This window comes from Chitinophaga horti, from assembly GCF_022867795.2.
GTDB lineage: Bacteria > Bacteroidota > Bacteroidia > Chitinophagales > Chitinophagaceae > Chitinophaga > Chitinophaga horti.
Genome location: NZ_CP107006.1, coordinates 3,209,664 through 3,224,697, shown reverse-complemented (window position 1 = coordinate 3,224,697; position 15,034 = coordinate 3,209,664). Strand labels below are relative to the sequence as shown.

Here is a 15,034-nt window from a genome sequence, read left to right as displayed (position 1 = left end):
CTATTCCTATCTAGTGTATGAAAAAAGAGGCTGTACCTCTTTCTTTAGGAAAACCGGATCTTATCCCACAGTTTATTGGCTACTACTTTTTCGATCACCTGCTCCCGGTAATTACGGCTCATCGGTACCCGCTGCCCGCCGATGTGAATGTCGCCGCCCTCGATGCTGTCGATTTTGCCGATGGCGGCGATGTAAGATTTATGTACACGGATAAACGCCTGCTGGTCGAGGTTCTGTTCCAGATTTTTGAGGTAGAGCAGCGTAATGTATTTACCACGTGTGGTGTGAATGGTTACATAGTTTTGCATGCCTTCCACATATAAAATATCATCGAAATAAATCTTTTCGTACTTACTGCCGCATTTAATAAAAAAGTGGTCCGAAGCGCCCGGTTGCGCTGGTTTATGGAGCAACTGGTAATATTCTTTTGCCTTGGCGGCAGACTTCAGGAAACGTTCGAAGGTGACCGGTTTCAGCAGGTAATCCAGCACATTCAGCTGAAAGCCCTCAAGTGCGTAACTCGGAAAGGCCGTTGTGATGATGACCATGGGCGGGCTAGACCTGATTTTCAGAAAGTCGATGCCGCTCATTTTCGGCATCTGGATGTCGAGGAATAGCAAGTCTACCGGCTGCTTATCCAGCAACTCCATCAATGTTACCGGGTCGCCACAGGTGCCGCAGAGTTGCAGAAAACCCGTTTCGCGTACATAGTTGGCCATCCCTTCGCGCGCCAGTGGTTCGTCATCAACGATCATACAACTAAGCATGGTGCAGGTAATTTACGGGTGATAAATAACTCGCCGATTCGTTCAGCTGCAATTGTAGCTGAACGTCAAAGCGCTGCGGCGACTGCTGTATATGCAACTTGTGCAGATCGGGATAAAGCAGATCGAGCCGGCGTTGCACATTCTGTAAACCGATACCGCCATAGTGCATTACTGCTCCCGTGGCAGTCGCATCGGTTGTATTTGTTACGCGAAATTGCAGTTGCCGTTCATTTGTTTCGAGGTGGATATGGATGCGGTTGGGCTGGTCGCTATGTTTCGATACATGTTTAAAGGCGTTTTCTACAAACGTCATCAGGATGAACGGCGCGATGAGCAGCGAATGTTCGGGCATTTCCATCGACAGGCGTATTTCCACATTCTCGTTCTGTCGCAGCTTTTCCAGTTCGATAAAGTTTTCCAGGTAAGCGATTTCTTTTTCCAGGGGAATTTGTTTGTCGTTGCATTCATACAGCTGGTAGCGCAGCATGTCCGAAAACTTCGCCAGCGAGTTGGACGCTTTGTCCGGGTTTTTATGGATCAGGAAGAAAATAGAATTGATCGTGTTGAACAGGAAGTGCGGGTTAGACTGGTAGCGCAGGAATTTAAGTTCTGTTTCCAGCTTTTCCTTTTCCAGTACCTGTTGCCGCCGTTGCGTCTGCAGCCATTTCTTGCCCAGTTTGATGCTCATGGCGAGTGTCATGATCGCGATGGTGGAAGATAGCGGTCCACCCGTAAGCAGGTGCAGGAAATTTGTACTGTTTTCGCCATATGCCTGCGCCATTGTTTGGTTGGTAAGCATGGCCGTGAGGTAATACCCTGGCGTAATACATATCGCTGTTACGATGATCGTGAGCACCAGCCAGCCGAAGTACTGCGCGAACTTTCCCTTTTCCAGTAAACGCGGTATGAGTACATACAGGTTGAGGCAGGCCGCTAGTCCCTGCAACACCATGTAGAAAAGGAATTTGAGGGCAAAGGGCGTAGTGAAGATCGTAACCGCGGCATCGTACGGATGCCCGATCGCAATTACCCACCAGGCGTAATTGTAACAAAACCAGAAAGGGATGTGGTAAAGTTTGTACCTGACCAGCCAGTTGCGAAACGTGTTCATGGGGTGCGGGTTCGTTCTCTTTGAAGATACTAAAAAATAAGCCTACCGGATAATGCTCGTATACGAAAGGTGCCTAAAAATTGACGAGCTGCATATCAGCACACAAAACAGGCGATTTGCGGTGGTTTCAGCGAGGTAACGGCACTTCCGCAATTATTTACGGTCATTGGTCATACGCTTTTTTACTTGTTTCGGTGGATGCGTTCTTTTGCCCGTAAACAACCCCGCTATGAAACAAATCCTACTTGTTTGCTGCACACTTTTATCACCATCGCTTTCGGCGCAACTAACCGGTCGGCTGGTAACTACAGGTGGAGAACCGGTGCCGGCAGCCAATGTATTGTTATACCGCGCTGCAGATTCTTCGCTTGTAAAGGCTGCCGTTTCTGCCGCCAATGGCCATTTCATGTTACCGGCACCGTCTGGCCGCTACCTCTTACAGTGCAGCAGTACCGGGTTTTCAACCTGGCAGTCGGCTGTACTCGTTTTACTCGATACCCTCGACGTTGGGCTTATCATCCTGCAAACACACAGCCGCCAGTTGAGCGAAGTGGAAATATCAGCTGCAAAGCCAATGTTTACACAGCAGCCTGGAGGACTCACCGTGCAGGTACAAAACAGTGTACTCACCCGTGGCAGCTCCGCGCTGGAAGTGCTGGGGCGGATGCCCGGCGTGCTGGTTGACCGTCGCAGTAACGACCTGTTACTCAATAACCGGAGTGTGATGGTGATGATCAATGGCCGCCTGCAGCGTATGCCCGTATCGCAGCTGCTCACCTACCTGAATGGATTGCGGGCAGATGATCTTGAAAAGATAGAACTGCTGGATACGCCGCCTGCCAGCTACGATGCACAGGGCGGCGGGGGCCTTATCAACCTGGTGTTGAAGAAGAACCGGCGGCCGGGCTTAAGCGGCAACCTGGCCGTAACAGCAGGATATGGAAAGGGCGAGAAGGCAGCGGTGACGGGCGGCTTATCTTACCAAACTAAGAAGGTGGACTACTATGGCAATTACAGTTATAACAGGAACCGCAGTTACAACCGCTTCGACGTAACCGGTTTTCACGACATTCCCATCATGCGCCCGCATACTTATTTCGAGTTTGAAAGCACCGCGCGACCGCTTACCGAAGACCACCTGTTATCGCTGGGTGCCGATGTACGCCCCGCCGCCGGCTGGGCATTGGGAGCCAGCCTGCAGTTAAGCGAGAACCGCGCAGGTATCGTCACCAGCAGTCGGGGTGATTACCTGCTGCCGCCTGATTCTGCTTTGACCGTGACCACGGCCGCCCGTAGTTTTAACCGCTGGCGTAATGCGGCGCTGTCGGGGTACATAGAGCGTAAGTGGAAAGAGCAGGCGTTGCAGGTGGACGTGGATTATTTGCGGTACGGGCAGCATAATCCCACATCGATGTACAATGCCTATCTCGACCGCTATGGCGCCCTGGTGAAGATGGCGAGTGATAGTTTGCAGGCGCCGCAGCATCGGGGAATGGGCGCTACCAACATACAGATTGGCGTATTGGCAGCCAGGTATACGCGCAGCTGGCAGCAAAAGTATTCGTTAGAAGCCGGTGTGAAGGTGACGTACAACCAAAGCAACAGCCGTTCGTCGTTTCGGAGTCTGATCGACGGCGTGTGGACGAGCCGCGCGGTATCCTCCGCCTACGATATGTGGGAGGGCATTGGCGCGGCATATGCCTCTTTCACTGCCGTACTTTCGCCCGGTACGAATGTGGTGCTGGGCGGTCGTTATGAATATGCCCGGGGCCGGGTGCGCAGCGTAAAAGGAGCGGAGAAACCGGTGGAGCGGCGGCAGGGTAACTTCTTCCCAAACCTGTCAATAGTGCATCGAAACTGGTCGCTCACCTACGCGCAACGCATTACCCGTCCTTCCTATAATGACCTATCCTCGTTTGTGGCCTATAATGACCCGGTGTCGGTGTTCACAGGCAATCCGCGCTTAAAGCCTGGCACCAGTTACCAGCTGAAAGCGGCGTACAATATTCATGGCTACTCATTTAGTGCGAGCCTGCATAAGGAGCGCCATCCGCTGGTGTATTCGCAAACCGCATATGGGGCGGACGAAACGCTGGTACATTTTTCCCCGCAGAACATGGATTACCAGCAATCTGCTACCATGCAGGCGACCTTACCCTTTAAGCCATGGTCGTGGTGGAGCATGAGTTACAGCATTTGGGGCGGCATTAAACAGATGCGCATCCGCTTTACGCCTGCCCCGGTGACGAAAACCTACTGGCCAGGTAACTTCAACTTCTCGGAAACCTTCCGGCCGTTCCCGGGGAGTAGCGTGGAGTTATCGGGCTGGGTGAGCTCCCGGCACTACTATGGTACCATCGAAGTGCGCCCGCAGGTGATGATCAACGGCGGCTGGCGGCAGGAGTTGGGTGAAAACAAGGGGAGTCTGCAGCTCAGCGTGACCGATATTTTCCGCCTGAACAGGAATAACAGCCTTTTCGGCCGTATTACGCCGGAGGCTTACGGGCTGGACAGTGACGTGATGATCTACCCGGAGCATACCGTGAGCATCCTGGTGAAGCTTACCTATTCCCGCAGCTTCGGTGGCGGCGAGACGAAGTTGCGGCAGGGGGCGGGAGAGGAGCGGGAGCGCGTGCGGAGGGAATAATGGGGCGTCGTCGAAAAAAAATGGCTGAAAAGCCGGGAAAAAGCTACCTTCGTCTACAAAAGTAGTTGAGTTCATAGCAATTCGTCATAAGGGCCGGTTTACTAAATAGTTAATCCCACCTTCCACTGTGTGCTTTTTCTCCCTATTTTTATCCCGTTTTTTAATGAATATTAAGTCGAAGAAATTATATTTCATAGGCCAACCTGTTCAGCTGTTTTAACTTTAAAAATTTTGACGAATGAATATTTATGTTGAAAACCTTGATTTTAGCGTAGATACTGTAGATCTTACCATGCACTTCGCGCAGTTCGGTCTTGTTACCGAGGTAAAAGTGGTGACAGACAAATTCTCTGGCCGTAGCAAAGGTTTTGCGTTTATTGAAATGCCGAATGATGACGAAGCGCAAAAAGCGATCGAGGCATCACAGGGTTTTGAAATGAACGGTAAAACGATGGTATTAAGCGAGGCTAAACCCCAGGCTCCACGGCGTATGGACAACCGCGGTGGTGGTGGCTATAACCGTGGTGGCGGCGGTGGAGGTTTCAACCGTGGCGGTGGCGGCGGTGGTTACAACCGCGGCGGCGGTGGTGGCGGTGGCTATAACCGTGGCGGCGATGGCGGCGGCGGTGGTGGTTACAACCGTTGGTAATTCAGACAAATCAATGATTTAAATATATTCAGAAGCGGGATGCCGGATGTGCATCCCGTTTTTTATGCCAGGAACTTCCCGCTGCCCCACTTCGTAATCTGACGTGCATACCGCTTTCTTTATGCCTTGTACTTCCCGCTGTTCGACTGCGTAATCTGATGTGCATCCCGTTTTTTATGCCTACAATTTCCCCTGCTTCCACTGTTCCACTGCGTAATTGCAGGCGCGGGCGGTGAGTGCCATGTAAGTGAGCGACGGATTCACCGTGCCAGACGAAGTCATGCAGCTGCCATCGGTGATGAACACGTTTTTTACCGCATGCATCTGGTTAAAGCCATTGAGTACCGAGGTGCGGGCATCGCGGCCCATACGTACTGTGCCCATCTCATGCACCGCAGAGCCGCCCGGGTCCATGTGATCGTACGTACTAACGCGTTTAAAGCCCGTTACGCGCAGCATTTCCTCTACGCTGGATAGAATGTCCTCCCGCATCTTCATCTCGTTTTCGCCGTACTGGAAGGCGATGTGTACGAGCGGCTGGTTCCATTGATCGACTTTGTTCGTGTTAAGTGTTACCCGGTTATGTGCGTATGGCAGCGTTTCGCCCCAACCGCCCAGCCATATCTGCCAGGGGCCGGGTTGTAACAGTTGCTCCTTAAACTTTTTGCCGAAACCGGATATATTCGGTGCCTGTTCGCGCCAGCTGCGTCTTTCCGCATGGCCCTGCACGCCGAAGCCGCGTAAGTACTTCGGGTGGCTGCTTTTATCATCGAGATTACGGAAACGGGGAATATAAATACCGGCGGGTTTGCGACCATAGTAATACTTGTCCGGAAAGGCGTCTGTTTCCGCCACCGCGCCCGTGCCCGTGAAGTGGTCCATGAGGTTGCGGCCTACCTGTCCGCTATCATTACCCAGGCCGTCGGGAAAACGTTTGCTGCGCGAATTAAGCAGGATGGCCGCTGTGTTGATAGTAGAGGCGTTAACGAAAATGATGTGCGCGTGATAAGTTGTTTCTGCTTTGGTTTGCGCATGTATGACGCGAACTCCGGTGGCACGTTGTTGCTGCTCATCATAGACGATTTCGGCCACTACCGAATCCGGGAGCAGCGTAAGATTGCCCGTGGCTTTGGCAGCGGGCAGTGTGGCCGCATTACTGCTGAAGTACCCGCCGAACGGGCAGCCCCGGCTGCATAAATTGCGATACTGGCACGGGCCCCGACCGTTCCAGCCACGCGTGAGGTTCGCTACGCGGGAGATGGTGGCGATGCGGTCCCTGTAATGGCTGCGCAACTGCCTGTTGAAATAATCTTCTACACAATTCATGTCGATCGGCGGCAGGAACTTGCCATCCGGGAAGTGCGGCAGTGATTCCGGTGCGCCGCTGATACCGACGTACTCTTCTACATATGCGTACCAGGGTTCCAGGTCTTTATAACGAATGGGCCAATCCACCCCAATACCCTCTTTTGCATTCGCTTCGAAATCGAGATCGCTCATACGGTAACATTGCCTGCCCCAGGTAAGCGATTTGCCGCCCACCTGGTAGCCGCGTACCCAGTTAAATGGTTGCGCACGCTGATAAGGATGATCTTTTTCGTTGGCGAAGAAATGGAGATCTGCTTCATCCGCGATCAGGCTTTGTGCGTGGTTGATCGCTTTCAGCCGGGTAGGTACTTCCAGCCGGTGATCGAACTGCCAGGGATGCATGGTGGCTGTCGTATAGTCTTTCACATGTTCTACGTTCGGTCCGCGTTCAAGCACCAAAGTGCGTAATCCTTTTTCGCATAGTTCACGCGCTGCCCAGCCCCCGCTAATACCGGAGCCGATCACAATCGCATCGTAAGTATCAATGTTGGTCATGTTGTTCAGTTAATCGCCCACGCCCTTTGTCCGGGTGTTATGGTGGTACAGGCTTCGTATCTGCCTGGAACATCCAGATAGGCTAATGCTTCGGTAGCGCCGGGCATAGATGTGCAATAGCCCGCGACGGTTACTTCCTTCAAAATTGTAAAAAAGGGCTTGCCCAACATACGGTTCCTGATCTTTTTCAACACACCGCCGGGATGATCTGCCTGCTCCTCGAAAAAGCGCATGATCGTTTCCTGTTGCGCTTCATTGCATTGTTCATAGTTGCGTCCAAACTGCATCCTGGTATATTGTTGCACGTCTTTAAGCCCATTAATAAAACGGTTCTGCCGCTTTTCGCTGCAGCAATCACTCATGTTAATGAGAATGTAATCAGCCACATTCGCATCTGTAGCGCCCGGCAGTTCTGTACGGGGAATGATCGTTTCCGCCAGTGCGGCAATTAGTGCTTTGTTTCCTGTCAGGTAGTTTGTGTCGGGCTGTTTGTGGCTTTCCAGCCATTTGTATCCTCCGAAGGCAGTTAGCAGGCCTGCGCAGGAGAGTGTCATTTGAACGATGGCGTTCCTTCTGTTCATGGGGTAGGTTTTATATTCGGAACAATCTGTAAGGCGTCAATAGTCCAGGGCAAATAACGAAACGGTATCTTCTTAAAGATAGACTTTTTAGGGCTATTTCACACATGAGTGGGCTAAAATAAACATGCCGCCCGTATAATACGTAGCGGCATGCCTGCAATTAATGAAGTGATTTTATAAAGATTTCGTTTGTTTAAGGCTGGCTTTTTCGGTTGCTGTTTTAGGTTTTACGGCGGTGAACAAGGCGACTATCCCTTCCCAGTCTTTCCCGAAAGGGATCTCGAGCATATGACCCGAAGGACTTACCAGGAATTTGGATGGATAACCACTCACTGCGTAATTCTTTTCAATTTTGTTGTCCGACATGGCTGCATCAAAGGTGTACTTTTCCTGGTCCATGAAGGTTGTCACCGCTTCTGCACGGTCGTGACAGGCCACCGAAAGAAATGCGATATCCGGACTGTTCTTTACGCTTTGCGCAAACTTGTTGACTTTCGGTAATTCCTGCCGGCATGGTGCGCACCAGGTGCCCCAGAAGTCGATCAGCAGCCATTTACCTTTATAGTCTTCCAGTTTAAAAGTGCTGTTGCCATCGGCGCTCTGTAAAGCAAACGTTGGCACTGTTTTCCAGTTCCTGATCACCACATCGTGCAGGAAGCTGTAGAAATCCTTGTCCGGCGCGGATTGTCCGAACGATTGCTTCAGTTCCGTAAGCATACCCGGATCCACCGTTAACTGGTCTGACAATATTTTAAGCGCTTCGTTCGTGCTGCCTTGTTTTAACAACGCGGCGGAAAACGCAATGCGATAGCTTTCTTCGGAGTTCAGGAATACACGGTCGTAGAAGCTATTATGCGCTTTTTCCGAATTGTTTTTCGGAGAATAGTAAGCCGCCTTCGCCAGGTAATTCAATGATGTGTTAGGATCGGTCGCCTCGTCACTTTTGATCTTATAGGTATAAGCGAGCATGTTTTGCTGTAAGTGGCGGGTAATGTCCAGGCTGTCTTTCACGCGCTTTTCCAGGCGTTGGATAGTGTTATTGAGGAGTTGTGTGGCTTCTGCATGATAGCCGGCTTTTTTCAGCTCCTGGTAGACTAACAGCGCGTAACGATGCTGGTTACCACGGTCGCCGCCATCGCTGACAGATTCGAGTTTAGCGACGGTCTGCATCAGGGCGGCTTTATCGTTTACCTGCGTTTTGACTTGTGACCATAAGTAAAGCGGCAGTACTTCGCGGCTAAGTACGGTGTCCTTATCGTTCACCAGCATGGCGATGAGCTTAGTAGCGGTAGCGCGGCTGTTGCGAACTTTATGCATAAGGTCCCTCACTTCTTCGTCGGACGCGCCATTGGCCTTCCATGATTTTTGTGCCTCTGCCGTGTCCAGCATCGGCAGAAAGCTTTGGGCGAAAGAGTTCTGGATCCAGTCGTTGTAAGTCCGGGTATTCCTGCTCATGTATTTCAGTACATCGTAAGTGCCGTCTGCATCCAGTTCCTTCAGGGCTTGTGCTTTGTTGAACAAGTGGGAATAGCTGTTGGCGAGCGCGCTGTTCGGAACTTTTTGCAGCAGTTGGTCGTACCGGCGGTACTTGTCTGTCATTTTTGCACCCTGTACCAAGCCTAGTTTTCCTACATTATACTGATCATTGTTGCTCAAAATCGGATCGTATTGTGCGATGTAGTTTTCGAGGAGGGTAGAATCCACCTCCGGTCCGGGACGTAAAGCCTGGCTGTAATAGCTCGCTTTTATTACCGCGTCTACCAGGTCCTGGTTAAGGGAGGATGCGCGTGCCTCTTTTGCGGTGATTTGTTGCACACTCGTCGTAATGAAAAGCGGGAAGTCTTTATTTTCTTTGATATCCTGGTGAAACGTGCCGGAAAGTAACAAGCCTGTATTGTTATCGTACGTCAGCAGTTTACGAAACGTATGGCCCTGCCTTGCGGTAGCAGGGTTGGAGGTTGCCTGCAACGTGGTGGTTTTGCCTGTACGTTCGGTCACCTCGTAAATAGTGGAACTATCCGCCGAGATAAAAGAGGGTGGCAACTCGCGCAGTGGTTTCGGAACGTTCGGGAAAATCATGTTGACATCCAGCAGGCTCGTGCGGGCATTGTTCTGCATCATCTGCCGGTTGTCGGTTTTCAGCGACCATCGGTCGGCAGCTTTTGCGAACAGAGCTGCAATGCCCGGTTGATCAGGCACCTTGCCAGGCACGAACGTGTAATCAAACGATTGGTTGACCAACGCAAGCGACTGCAGAGAATTTGATGAATAAGTGTTTACCTCCCGGGAGGCCGTGCCAAAGGGGCTTCCATTAAGCGTGTCCCTGATATCGGTGATTGTGCAGTTAAGTAGCAGGCTGGTGTCGGTAGCTGCTTTTACTTTGATGCGTACGTCGGTGGAACTGGCTTCAGTCATGCCCACGTTGGCTTTTTTAGTAATGCGGTACCATGTTTCGCTGCCCGCTTTCGTTACAATGTGCTGTGACGAAGCGGTGTAATAACCTGCGAGGGATACGAGTAGCAGAAGATATCTCTTTATCATGTTGGCGGTGGATTAACTTCGGCGAAAGCTATTAATAATTTTCTGCATTTTTATGAGAAAGGGATATAAGGTGCAGAATAGGGGATGGGGCCGACCAGGGAAAGTGATCAGCCCCTGAAGATTTATTTATCAGTTCCGGACAAGAATTGCTGTAAATGCGGTGCCGTTTTGCTTTTTGTATGTTTCGCCACTTCTGCCGGCCGGCCCTGGGCAACCACCTTGCCGCCCTTTTCGCCAGCGCCCGGACCAATATCGATCACCCAGTCGCTGCCCGCTACCACACGCATATTGTGTTCCACTACGATCACCGTATTACCGGCTTCTACTAATCCGTTTAACTGTATGATCAGCTTATCCGTATCCGAAGGGTGCAGACCCGTGGTAGGTTCATCCAGAATGTATAACGTATTGCCACGCCCCACGCGTTGCAGTTCCGTGGCCAGTTTAATACGCTGCGCCTCGCCGCCTGAAAGCTCCGTGGCGGGTTGTCCCAGGCGCAGGTAGCCGAGGCCAACTTCATGCAAAACAGTCAGTGAGCGGTGTACGGATGCATCTTCTTCAAAGAAGCTACGGGCCGCATCCACCGTCATGTTCAGGACTTCTGCAATGTTTTTGCCTTTGTATTTGACTTCGAGTGTTTTATCATTATACCGTTTGCCTTCGCAGGTCGGGCAGGGGCTGTACACGCTGGGCAGGAACAGCAGTTCCACCATCACAAAACCTTCGCCTTCACAATGTTTACACCGACCTTTAGCGATATTGAACGAAAAGCGTCCGGCGTCGTATTTACGCTGGCGGGCAAGTGGCGTATCTGCAAAAAGTTTACGTACATGGTCGAACAACCCGGTGTAAGTCGCCAGGTTAGAGCGCGGTGTGCGTCCAATCGGCTTCTGGTCTACCTGTACCAGTCGCTTGATCGTTTCCATACCGGATACGATATGGCCGCCTGTCGTTACCGGCCGCTTTTCCATCAGTTCCGTCTGTTCTTCTTCTGTAACCGTTTGCCCCAAATGCGTGGCCACCAGTTCGATCAGCACCTGGCTCACCAGGCTCGATTTGCCAGAGCCGGATACGCCGGTTACGGCGGTGAACACCCCTAACGGGAACTTCACTTCCAGTTGATGCAGGTTGTTGCGGCTTACATCTTTGAGATGCAGCCAGCCTTTGGGGTCGCGGCCTGCAGACGACTGGTGTGCCAGTTCGCGGAACAGGTATTGGCGGGTGATGGAATGTTTTACCTTGGCTAGTCCGGCCGGGGCACCGCTATACAACACCTCACCGCCTTTTTCACCGGCATTCGGGCCTACGTCGACGATCCAGTCGGCGTGGCGTACAACGTCGAGGTCGTGTTCTACCACGAACAGCGAGTTGCCGGCGGCCTTGAGTCCGTCCAGCGCTTCCAGTAGCGATCGTGTATCAGCGGGATGTAAGCCGGCAGAGGGTTCGTCCAGTACGTACACAACACCAAAAAGGTTAGAGCGTACCTGCGTTGCCAGGCGTAAACGTTGCAGCTCGCCGGGCGATAGCGTGGGCGTACTGCGTTCGGGGGAGAGGTAGCCGAGACCGAGTTTGAGCAGCACTTCGATACGGGCGGCCAGGTCTTCGCTGATGCGCTGGGCTACCAACGCCTTTTCCGGATGCGCGGGATCCTTTTTGATATTACCTTTCGCGAAAGGCAACACGATTTCGTAGAGTCGTTCGAGTGGTATAGCGGCGATTTCCGCGATGTCATAGCCCGCGAACTTTACCGACAACGATTCCCGTTTCAGGCGTTTGCCGTGACATTGCGGGCAGTCGCTGCTCAGCATATATTGCTGCGCCCTCTTTTTCATCATCGGGCTTTGAGTATTGGCGAACGTATGCATCACGTGGCGTTGCGCACTGGTAAACGTGCCCATGTAATTCGGCTCTTCTTTCCGTTTGATGGCGCGCTTCACCTCTTCATGCGTATAGCCCGGATATACCGGCACCACCGGTTGATCTTCTGTAAACAGGATCCAGTCACGTTCTTTCTTCGGTAACTCCTTCCACGGCCGGTCTACGTCGTAGCCAAGCGTGATAAGGATGTCGCGGAGGTTTTGTCCATGCCAGGCTGTAGGCCATGCGGCTACAGCTCTTTCACGGATGGTGAGCGAATCGTCGGGCACCATACTCTTTTCCGTTACGTCGTATATGCGCCCGAGGCCGTGGCATTGCGGGCAGGCACCTTCGGGTGTATTGGGCGAAAAGGCTTCGGCGTAAATGATTGATTGTCCTTTCGGGTAATCGCCTGCACGGGAGTACAGCATGCGTAACAAGTTCGAAAGTGTAGTAACGCTGCCTACGGAGGAGCGCGTGGTAGGCGCGCCGCGTTGCTGCTGGAGCGCTACGGCGGGTGGCAATCCCTCGATTTCGTCTACTTCCGGCACGGCCATCTGGTGAAACAGGCGGCGGGCGTAGGGTGAAACAGATTCGAGGTAACGGCGCTGCGCTTCTGCGTATAAAGTGCCAAATGCGAGCGACGATTTGCCCGAGCCGGAAACGCCCGTAAATACGACCAGTGCATCTCTCGGTATTTCCAGGTCTACATTCTTCAGGTTATGTTCCCGAGCGCCTTTCACCCGCACGAAGCCAGACTTTTGTGGTTGTTGCATGTCGTGCGCCCGCAAAGATTATGCCCCGGGCGAAGGGGTGGAAGAAATGGCAGATTTTGTCTAATTTGTACAACAAACCTTAATCCTATGTGGCAATCCCGCAGGAAACAGGCGCCCGCCCCACTTGATATGGCTACCGTGGCCGGCGACCTTTCCGTACCTGTTCAACTGGCCGAACAATGGCCGCAAATCGCCGCCACCTGCCGGCCTTACCTGCAAATTACCGCGCAGGCGGGCAAAACAGCTTTGGACGCAGGTAAGTTTGGTGGATATCCCTGTATCCCGAAAGACTACGCATATCCAACCGATGCTCAGGGAGAATACCTGTTTCCGCTGGCCCAGTTCAACTTCGCACAAATGCCGCTCTTGCCCGGTTACCCCGCTGATGGGCTGCTGCAATTTTATGTATCGCCCGACACCCTGCTGATCGATTATGATGATGTACCGCCACCGGCTACCGTGAAAATCATTTATTTCACACCGGAGCAGGTGCGGGAACCTTTGCAGGACTTCAGCTTCCTGCACGACCTGATGCAGGATGAGTTGAGACCCGTTATCGCGCCGCAGGTACTAACTTTTGTGCGACAGGACGACTACATGGGCATAGGCGATCACCACACCCCCGGCGGCGCGTTCGATGCAGATGAATTTTGTAATCAATACCTGCCGCAGAAAGAACAGTTGCTGGAATTTATCCACGAACAGTTTTTTAAACAGGGGCATAAAATGGGCGGATATGCGAGTTTTATTGATGAAGATCCCCGTGCATGGGAGCCCGCGATGAAAGGATATGTGCCGCTTTTCCAGATGGTGCCGCAGGAAGGCGCAACGCCCGACGATGGCGTGCGGCAGTTCTTTATTCATCCGGACGACCTGGCGGCGCGCGACTTTTCGAGAGTGGTTTATCACTGGGACGCCTGGTAGCCTCAAAATGTGGCTAGCATACATTTTGTGTTGAAAGAGCAACTCATCTTTCAACCCAAAAAAATAACCATGTACCAGATAACGCCTTTTCGGATAGACGTTCCCCAATCGGACATCGACGACTTAACGTACCGCCTCAAATACACCCGCTGGACCGACGAGCCACGCGCCGCCGGCTGGAATTATGGCACAAACCCACAATACTTACGCGAACTGGCCGAATACTGGCTGGAAAGCTATGACTGGCGTGCGCACGAGGCCATTCTTAATACATTTCCACAATTTATTGCAGACATCGAAGGCGTTAAAATACACTTCCTGCATATAAAGGCCAGCGGCAATAAACCTGTAATTCTCAGCCATGGCTGGCCGGACAGCTTCTATCGCTATTATAAAGTGATCCCGCTGCTCGTGGAGGCAGGTTTCGATGTAGTCGTGCCGTCGCTGCCCGGCTTCGGCTTTTCGGACAAAGTCGCCCTGAATAATGAGGAAACCGCCGACATCTGGGTAAAACTGATGGGCGCACTCGGTTACCAGGCCTTCTTCGCGGCTGGTGGCGACTTCGGGGCTACCATTACCAAAGCCATGGCGAACTTGTATCCTAATAGCGTAAAAGCCATTTTTCTCACCGACCTCGGGTATATTTCACAGAACGAGCAGTTGGAAAACAAAACACCGGCAGAAGAGCAATACATCCGTGAAACCCAGGACTGGCTAATGAAAGAGGGGGCGTATGCGATGGCGCATTCCACCAAACCGCAAACCCTCGGCTATGCCCTTAACGATTCGCCTGTAGGGCTGGCATCGTGGATAATCGAAAAATTTTACACCTGGAGCGACTGTCGCGGCAACCTGGACAATAGTTTTACGAAGAACGAGCTGCTCACCAATATTATGATCTACTGGATCACGCAGACCATCAACACCTCCATTCGCTCCTACCAGGTGCGCAGTCGTGCTGCTACCACGTTCCGCAAAGTGACTGTGCCCACAGCCGTCGCTTTGTTCCCCGCCGATTCGCAGCCACCGCGGGAGTACGCGGAGCGTTTTGCGAACGTGCAGCGTTTCACAGTAGTGCCCAGGGGCGGTCACTTTGCGCCGTTGGAGGAGCCGGAACTGTGGGTGAGGGAGGCGCGTGATTTCTTCGATGATTACGTTAATTTCAGGTTGTAGTTATTGTACCAGCTGTAGTACATTTTTCAACCGCCGTTGTGTCACTCACTTCGGCGGTTTTTTGTCTATTCTACTCATTTAAGTATTTGTTATCTCCCCCTGTTCGCCGACTTTTGTTTTACTATTTACAGTCGTTTTCCCCGCC

At 52.2% G+C, this 15,034-nt stretch carries 10 protein-coding genes; 4 read left to right on the top strand and 6 right to left on the bottom strand.

Translation table 11 applies throughout. The features are described 5' to 3' along the window. Positions 1 to 44: 44 nt before the first annotated feature. Positions 45 to 767, bottom strand: coding sequence for a LytR/AlgR family response regulator transcription factor (locus MKQ68_RS12935; protein ID WP_264279493.1), 723 nt, complete (start codon positions 765 to 767; stop codon positions 45 to 47). Continuing rightward, a complete protein-coding gene (locus MKQ68_RS12930) occupies positions 760 to 1,878 on the bottom strand; it encodes a sensor histidine kinase (protein WP_264279492.1) in 1,119 nt (372 codons plus the stop codon). The genes MKQ68_RS12935 and MKQ68_RS12930 overlap by 8 nt, the downstream gene beginning before the upstream one ends. A gap of 229 nt (positions 1,879 to 2,107) precedes the next feature. On the opposite strand from MKQ68_RS12930, the gene MKQ68_RS12925 reads away from it, so the two are divergent. Continuing rightward, entirely contained in the window at positions 2,108 to 4,525 is a 2,418-nt protein-coding gene (locus tag MKQ68_RS12925) for a TonB-dependent receptor domain-containing protein (RefSeq protein ID WP_264279491.1), read from the top strand. 238 nt (positions 4,526 to 4,763) lie between these two features. Next, on the top strand, positions 4,764 to 5,174 hold the full coding sequence (locus MKQ68_RS12920) for an RNA recognition motif domain-containing protein (protein ID WP_244843572.1): 411 nt from the start codon (positions 4,764 to 4,766) through the stop codon (positions 5,172 to 5,174). A gap of 180 nt (positions 5,175 to 5,354) precedes the next feature. Here the strand turns inward: MKQ68_RS12920 and MKQ68_RS12915 are convergent, their stop codons facing one another. The 4 genes from MKQ68_RS12915 to uvrA all read right to left on the bottom strand — a co-directional run bounded on the left by MKQ68_RS12915 (position 5,355) and on the right by uvrA (position 12,792). After that, positions 5,355 to 7,037: an FAD-dependent oxidoreductase gene (locus MKQ68_RS12915; protein ID WP_264279490.1), complete on the bottom strand. Its 1,683-nt coding sequence runs from the start codon at positions 7,035 to 7,037 to the stop codon at positions 5,355 to 5,357. Between the two features lie 5 nt (positions 7,038 to 7,042). After that, complete coding sequence (locus MKQ68_RS12910) at positions 7,043 to 7,618, bottom strand: gluconate 2-dehydrogenase subunit 3 family protein (RefSeq protein WP_264279489.1); 576 nt, start codon at positions 7,616 to 7,618, stop codon at positions 7,043 to 7,045. A 174-nt stretch (positions 7,619 to 7,792) separates the two neighbouring features. Beyond that, complete coding sequence (locus MKQ68_RS12905) at positions 7,793 to 10,159, bottom strand: TlpA family protein disulfide reductase (RefSeq protein ID WP_264279488.1); 2,367 nt, start codon at positions 10,157 to 10,159, stop codon at positions 7,793 to 7,795. A gap of 122 nt (positions 10,160 to 10,281) precedes the next feature. After that, positions 10,282 to 12,792 (bottom strand): excinuclease ABC subunit UvrA, encoded by a 2,511-nt coding sequence (uvrA, locus tag MKQ68_RS12900; RefSeq protein ID WP_264279487.1) that lies wholly within the window; start codon positions 12,790 to 12,792, stop codon positions 10,282 to 10,284. Between the two features lie 87 nt (positions 12,793 to 12,879). Between uvrA and MKQ68_RS12895 the strand changes: the two genes are divergently transcribed. Continuing rightward, positions 12,880 to 13,716, top strand: coding sequence for a YwqG family protein (locus tag MKQ68_RS12895; RefSeq protein WP_264279486.1), 837 nt, complete (start codon positions 12,880 to 12,882; stop codon positions 13,714 to 13,716). Positions 13,717 to 13,785: 69 nt separating this feature from the next. Further along, positions 13,786 to 14,889: an epoxide hydrolase family protein gene (locus tag MKQ68_RS12890; protein ID WP_264279485.1), complete on the top strand. Its 1,104-nt coding sequence runs from the start codon at positions 13,786 to 13,788 to the stop codon at positions 14,887 to 14,889. Positions 14,890 to 15,034 lie beyond the last annotated feature (145 nt).

What these genes read in the sequence shown, in the direction of transcription:
- MKQ68_RS12890 (WP_264279485.1), top strand. Translation starts at nt 13,786, where the DNA reads ATGTACCAGATAACGCCTTTTCGGATAGACGTTCCCCAATCGGACATC.
- MKQ68_RS12935 (WP_264279493.1), bottom strand. Translation starts at nt 767, where the DNA reads ATGCTTAGTTGTATGATCGTTGATGACGAACCACTGGCGCGCGAAGGG.
- MKQ68_RS12910 (WP_264279489.1), bottom strand. Translation starts at nt 7,618, where the DNA reads ATGAACAGAAGGAACGCCATCGTTCAAATGACACTCTCCTGCGCAGGC.
- MKQ68_RS12925 (WP_264279491.1), top strand. Translation starts at nt 2,108, where the DNA reads ATGAAACAAATCCTACTTGTTTGCTGCACACTTTTATCACCATCGCTT.
- MKQ68_RS12920 (WP_244843572.1), top strand. Translation starts at nt 4,764, where the DNA reads ATGAATATTTATGTTGAAAACCTTGATTTTAGCGTAGATACTGTAGAT.
- MKQ68_RS12930 (WP_264279492.1), bottom strand. Translation starts at nt 1,878, where the DNA reads ATGAACACGTTTCGCAACTGGCTGGTCAGGTACAAACTTTACCACATC.
- MKQ68_RS12915 (WP_264279490.1), bottom strand. Translation starts at nt 7,037, where the DNA reads ATGACCAACATTGATACTTACGATGCGATTGTGATCGGCTCCGGTATT.
- uvrA (WP_264279487.1), bottom strand. Translation starts at nt 12,792, where the DNA reads ATGCAACAACCACAAAAGTCTGGCTTCGTGCGGGTGAAAGGCGCTCGG.
- MKQ68_RS12905 (WP_264279488.1), bottom strand. Translation starts at nt 10,159, where the DNA reads ATGATAAAGAGATATCTTCTGCTACTCGTATCCCTCGCAGGTTATTAC.
- MKQ68_RS12895 (WP_264279486.1), top strand. Translation starts at nt 12,880, where the DNA reads ATGTGGCAATCCCGCAGGAAACAGGCGCCCGCCCCACTTGATATGGCT.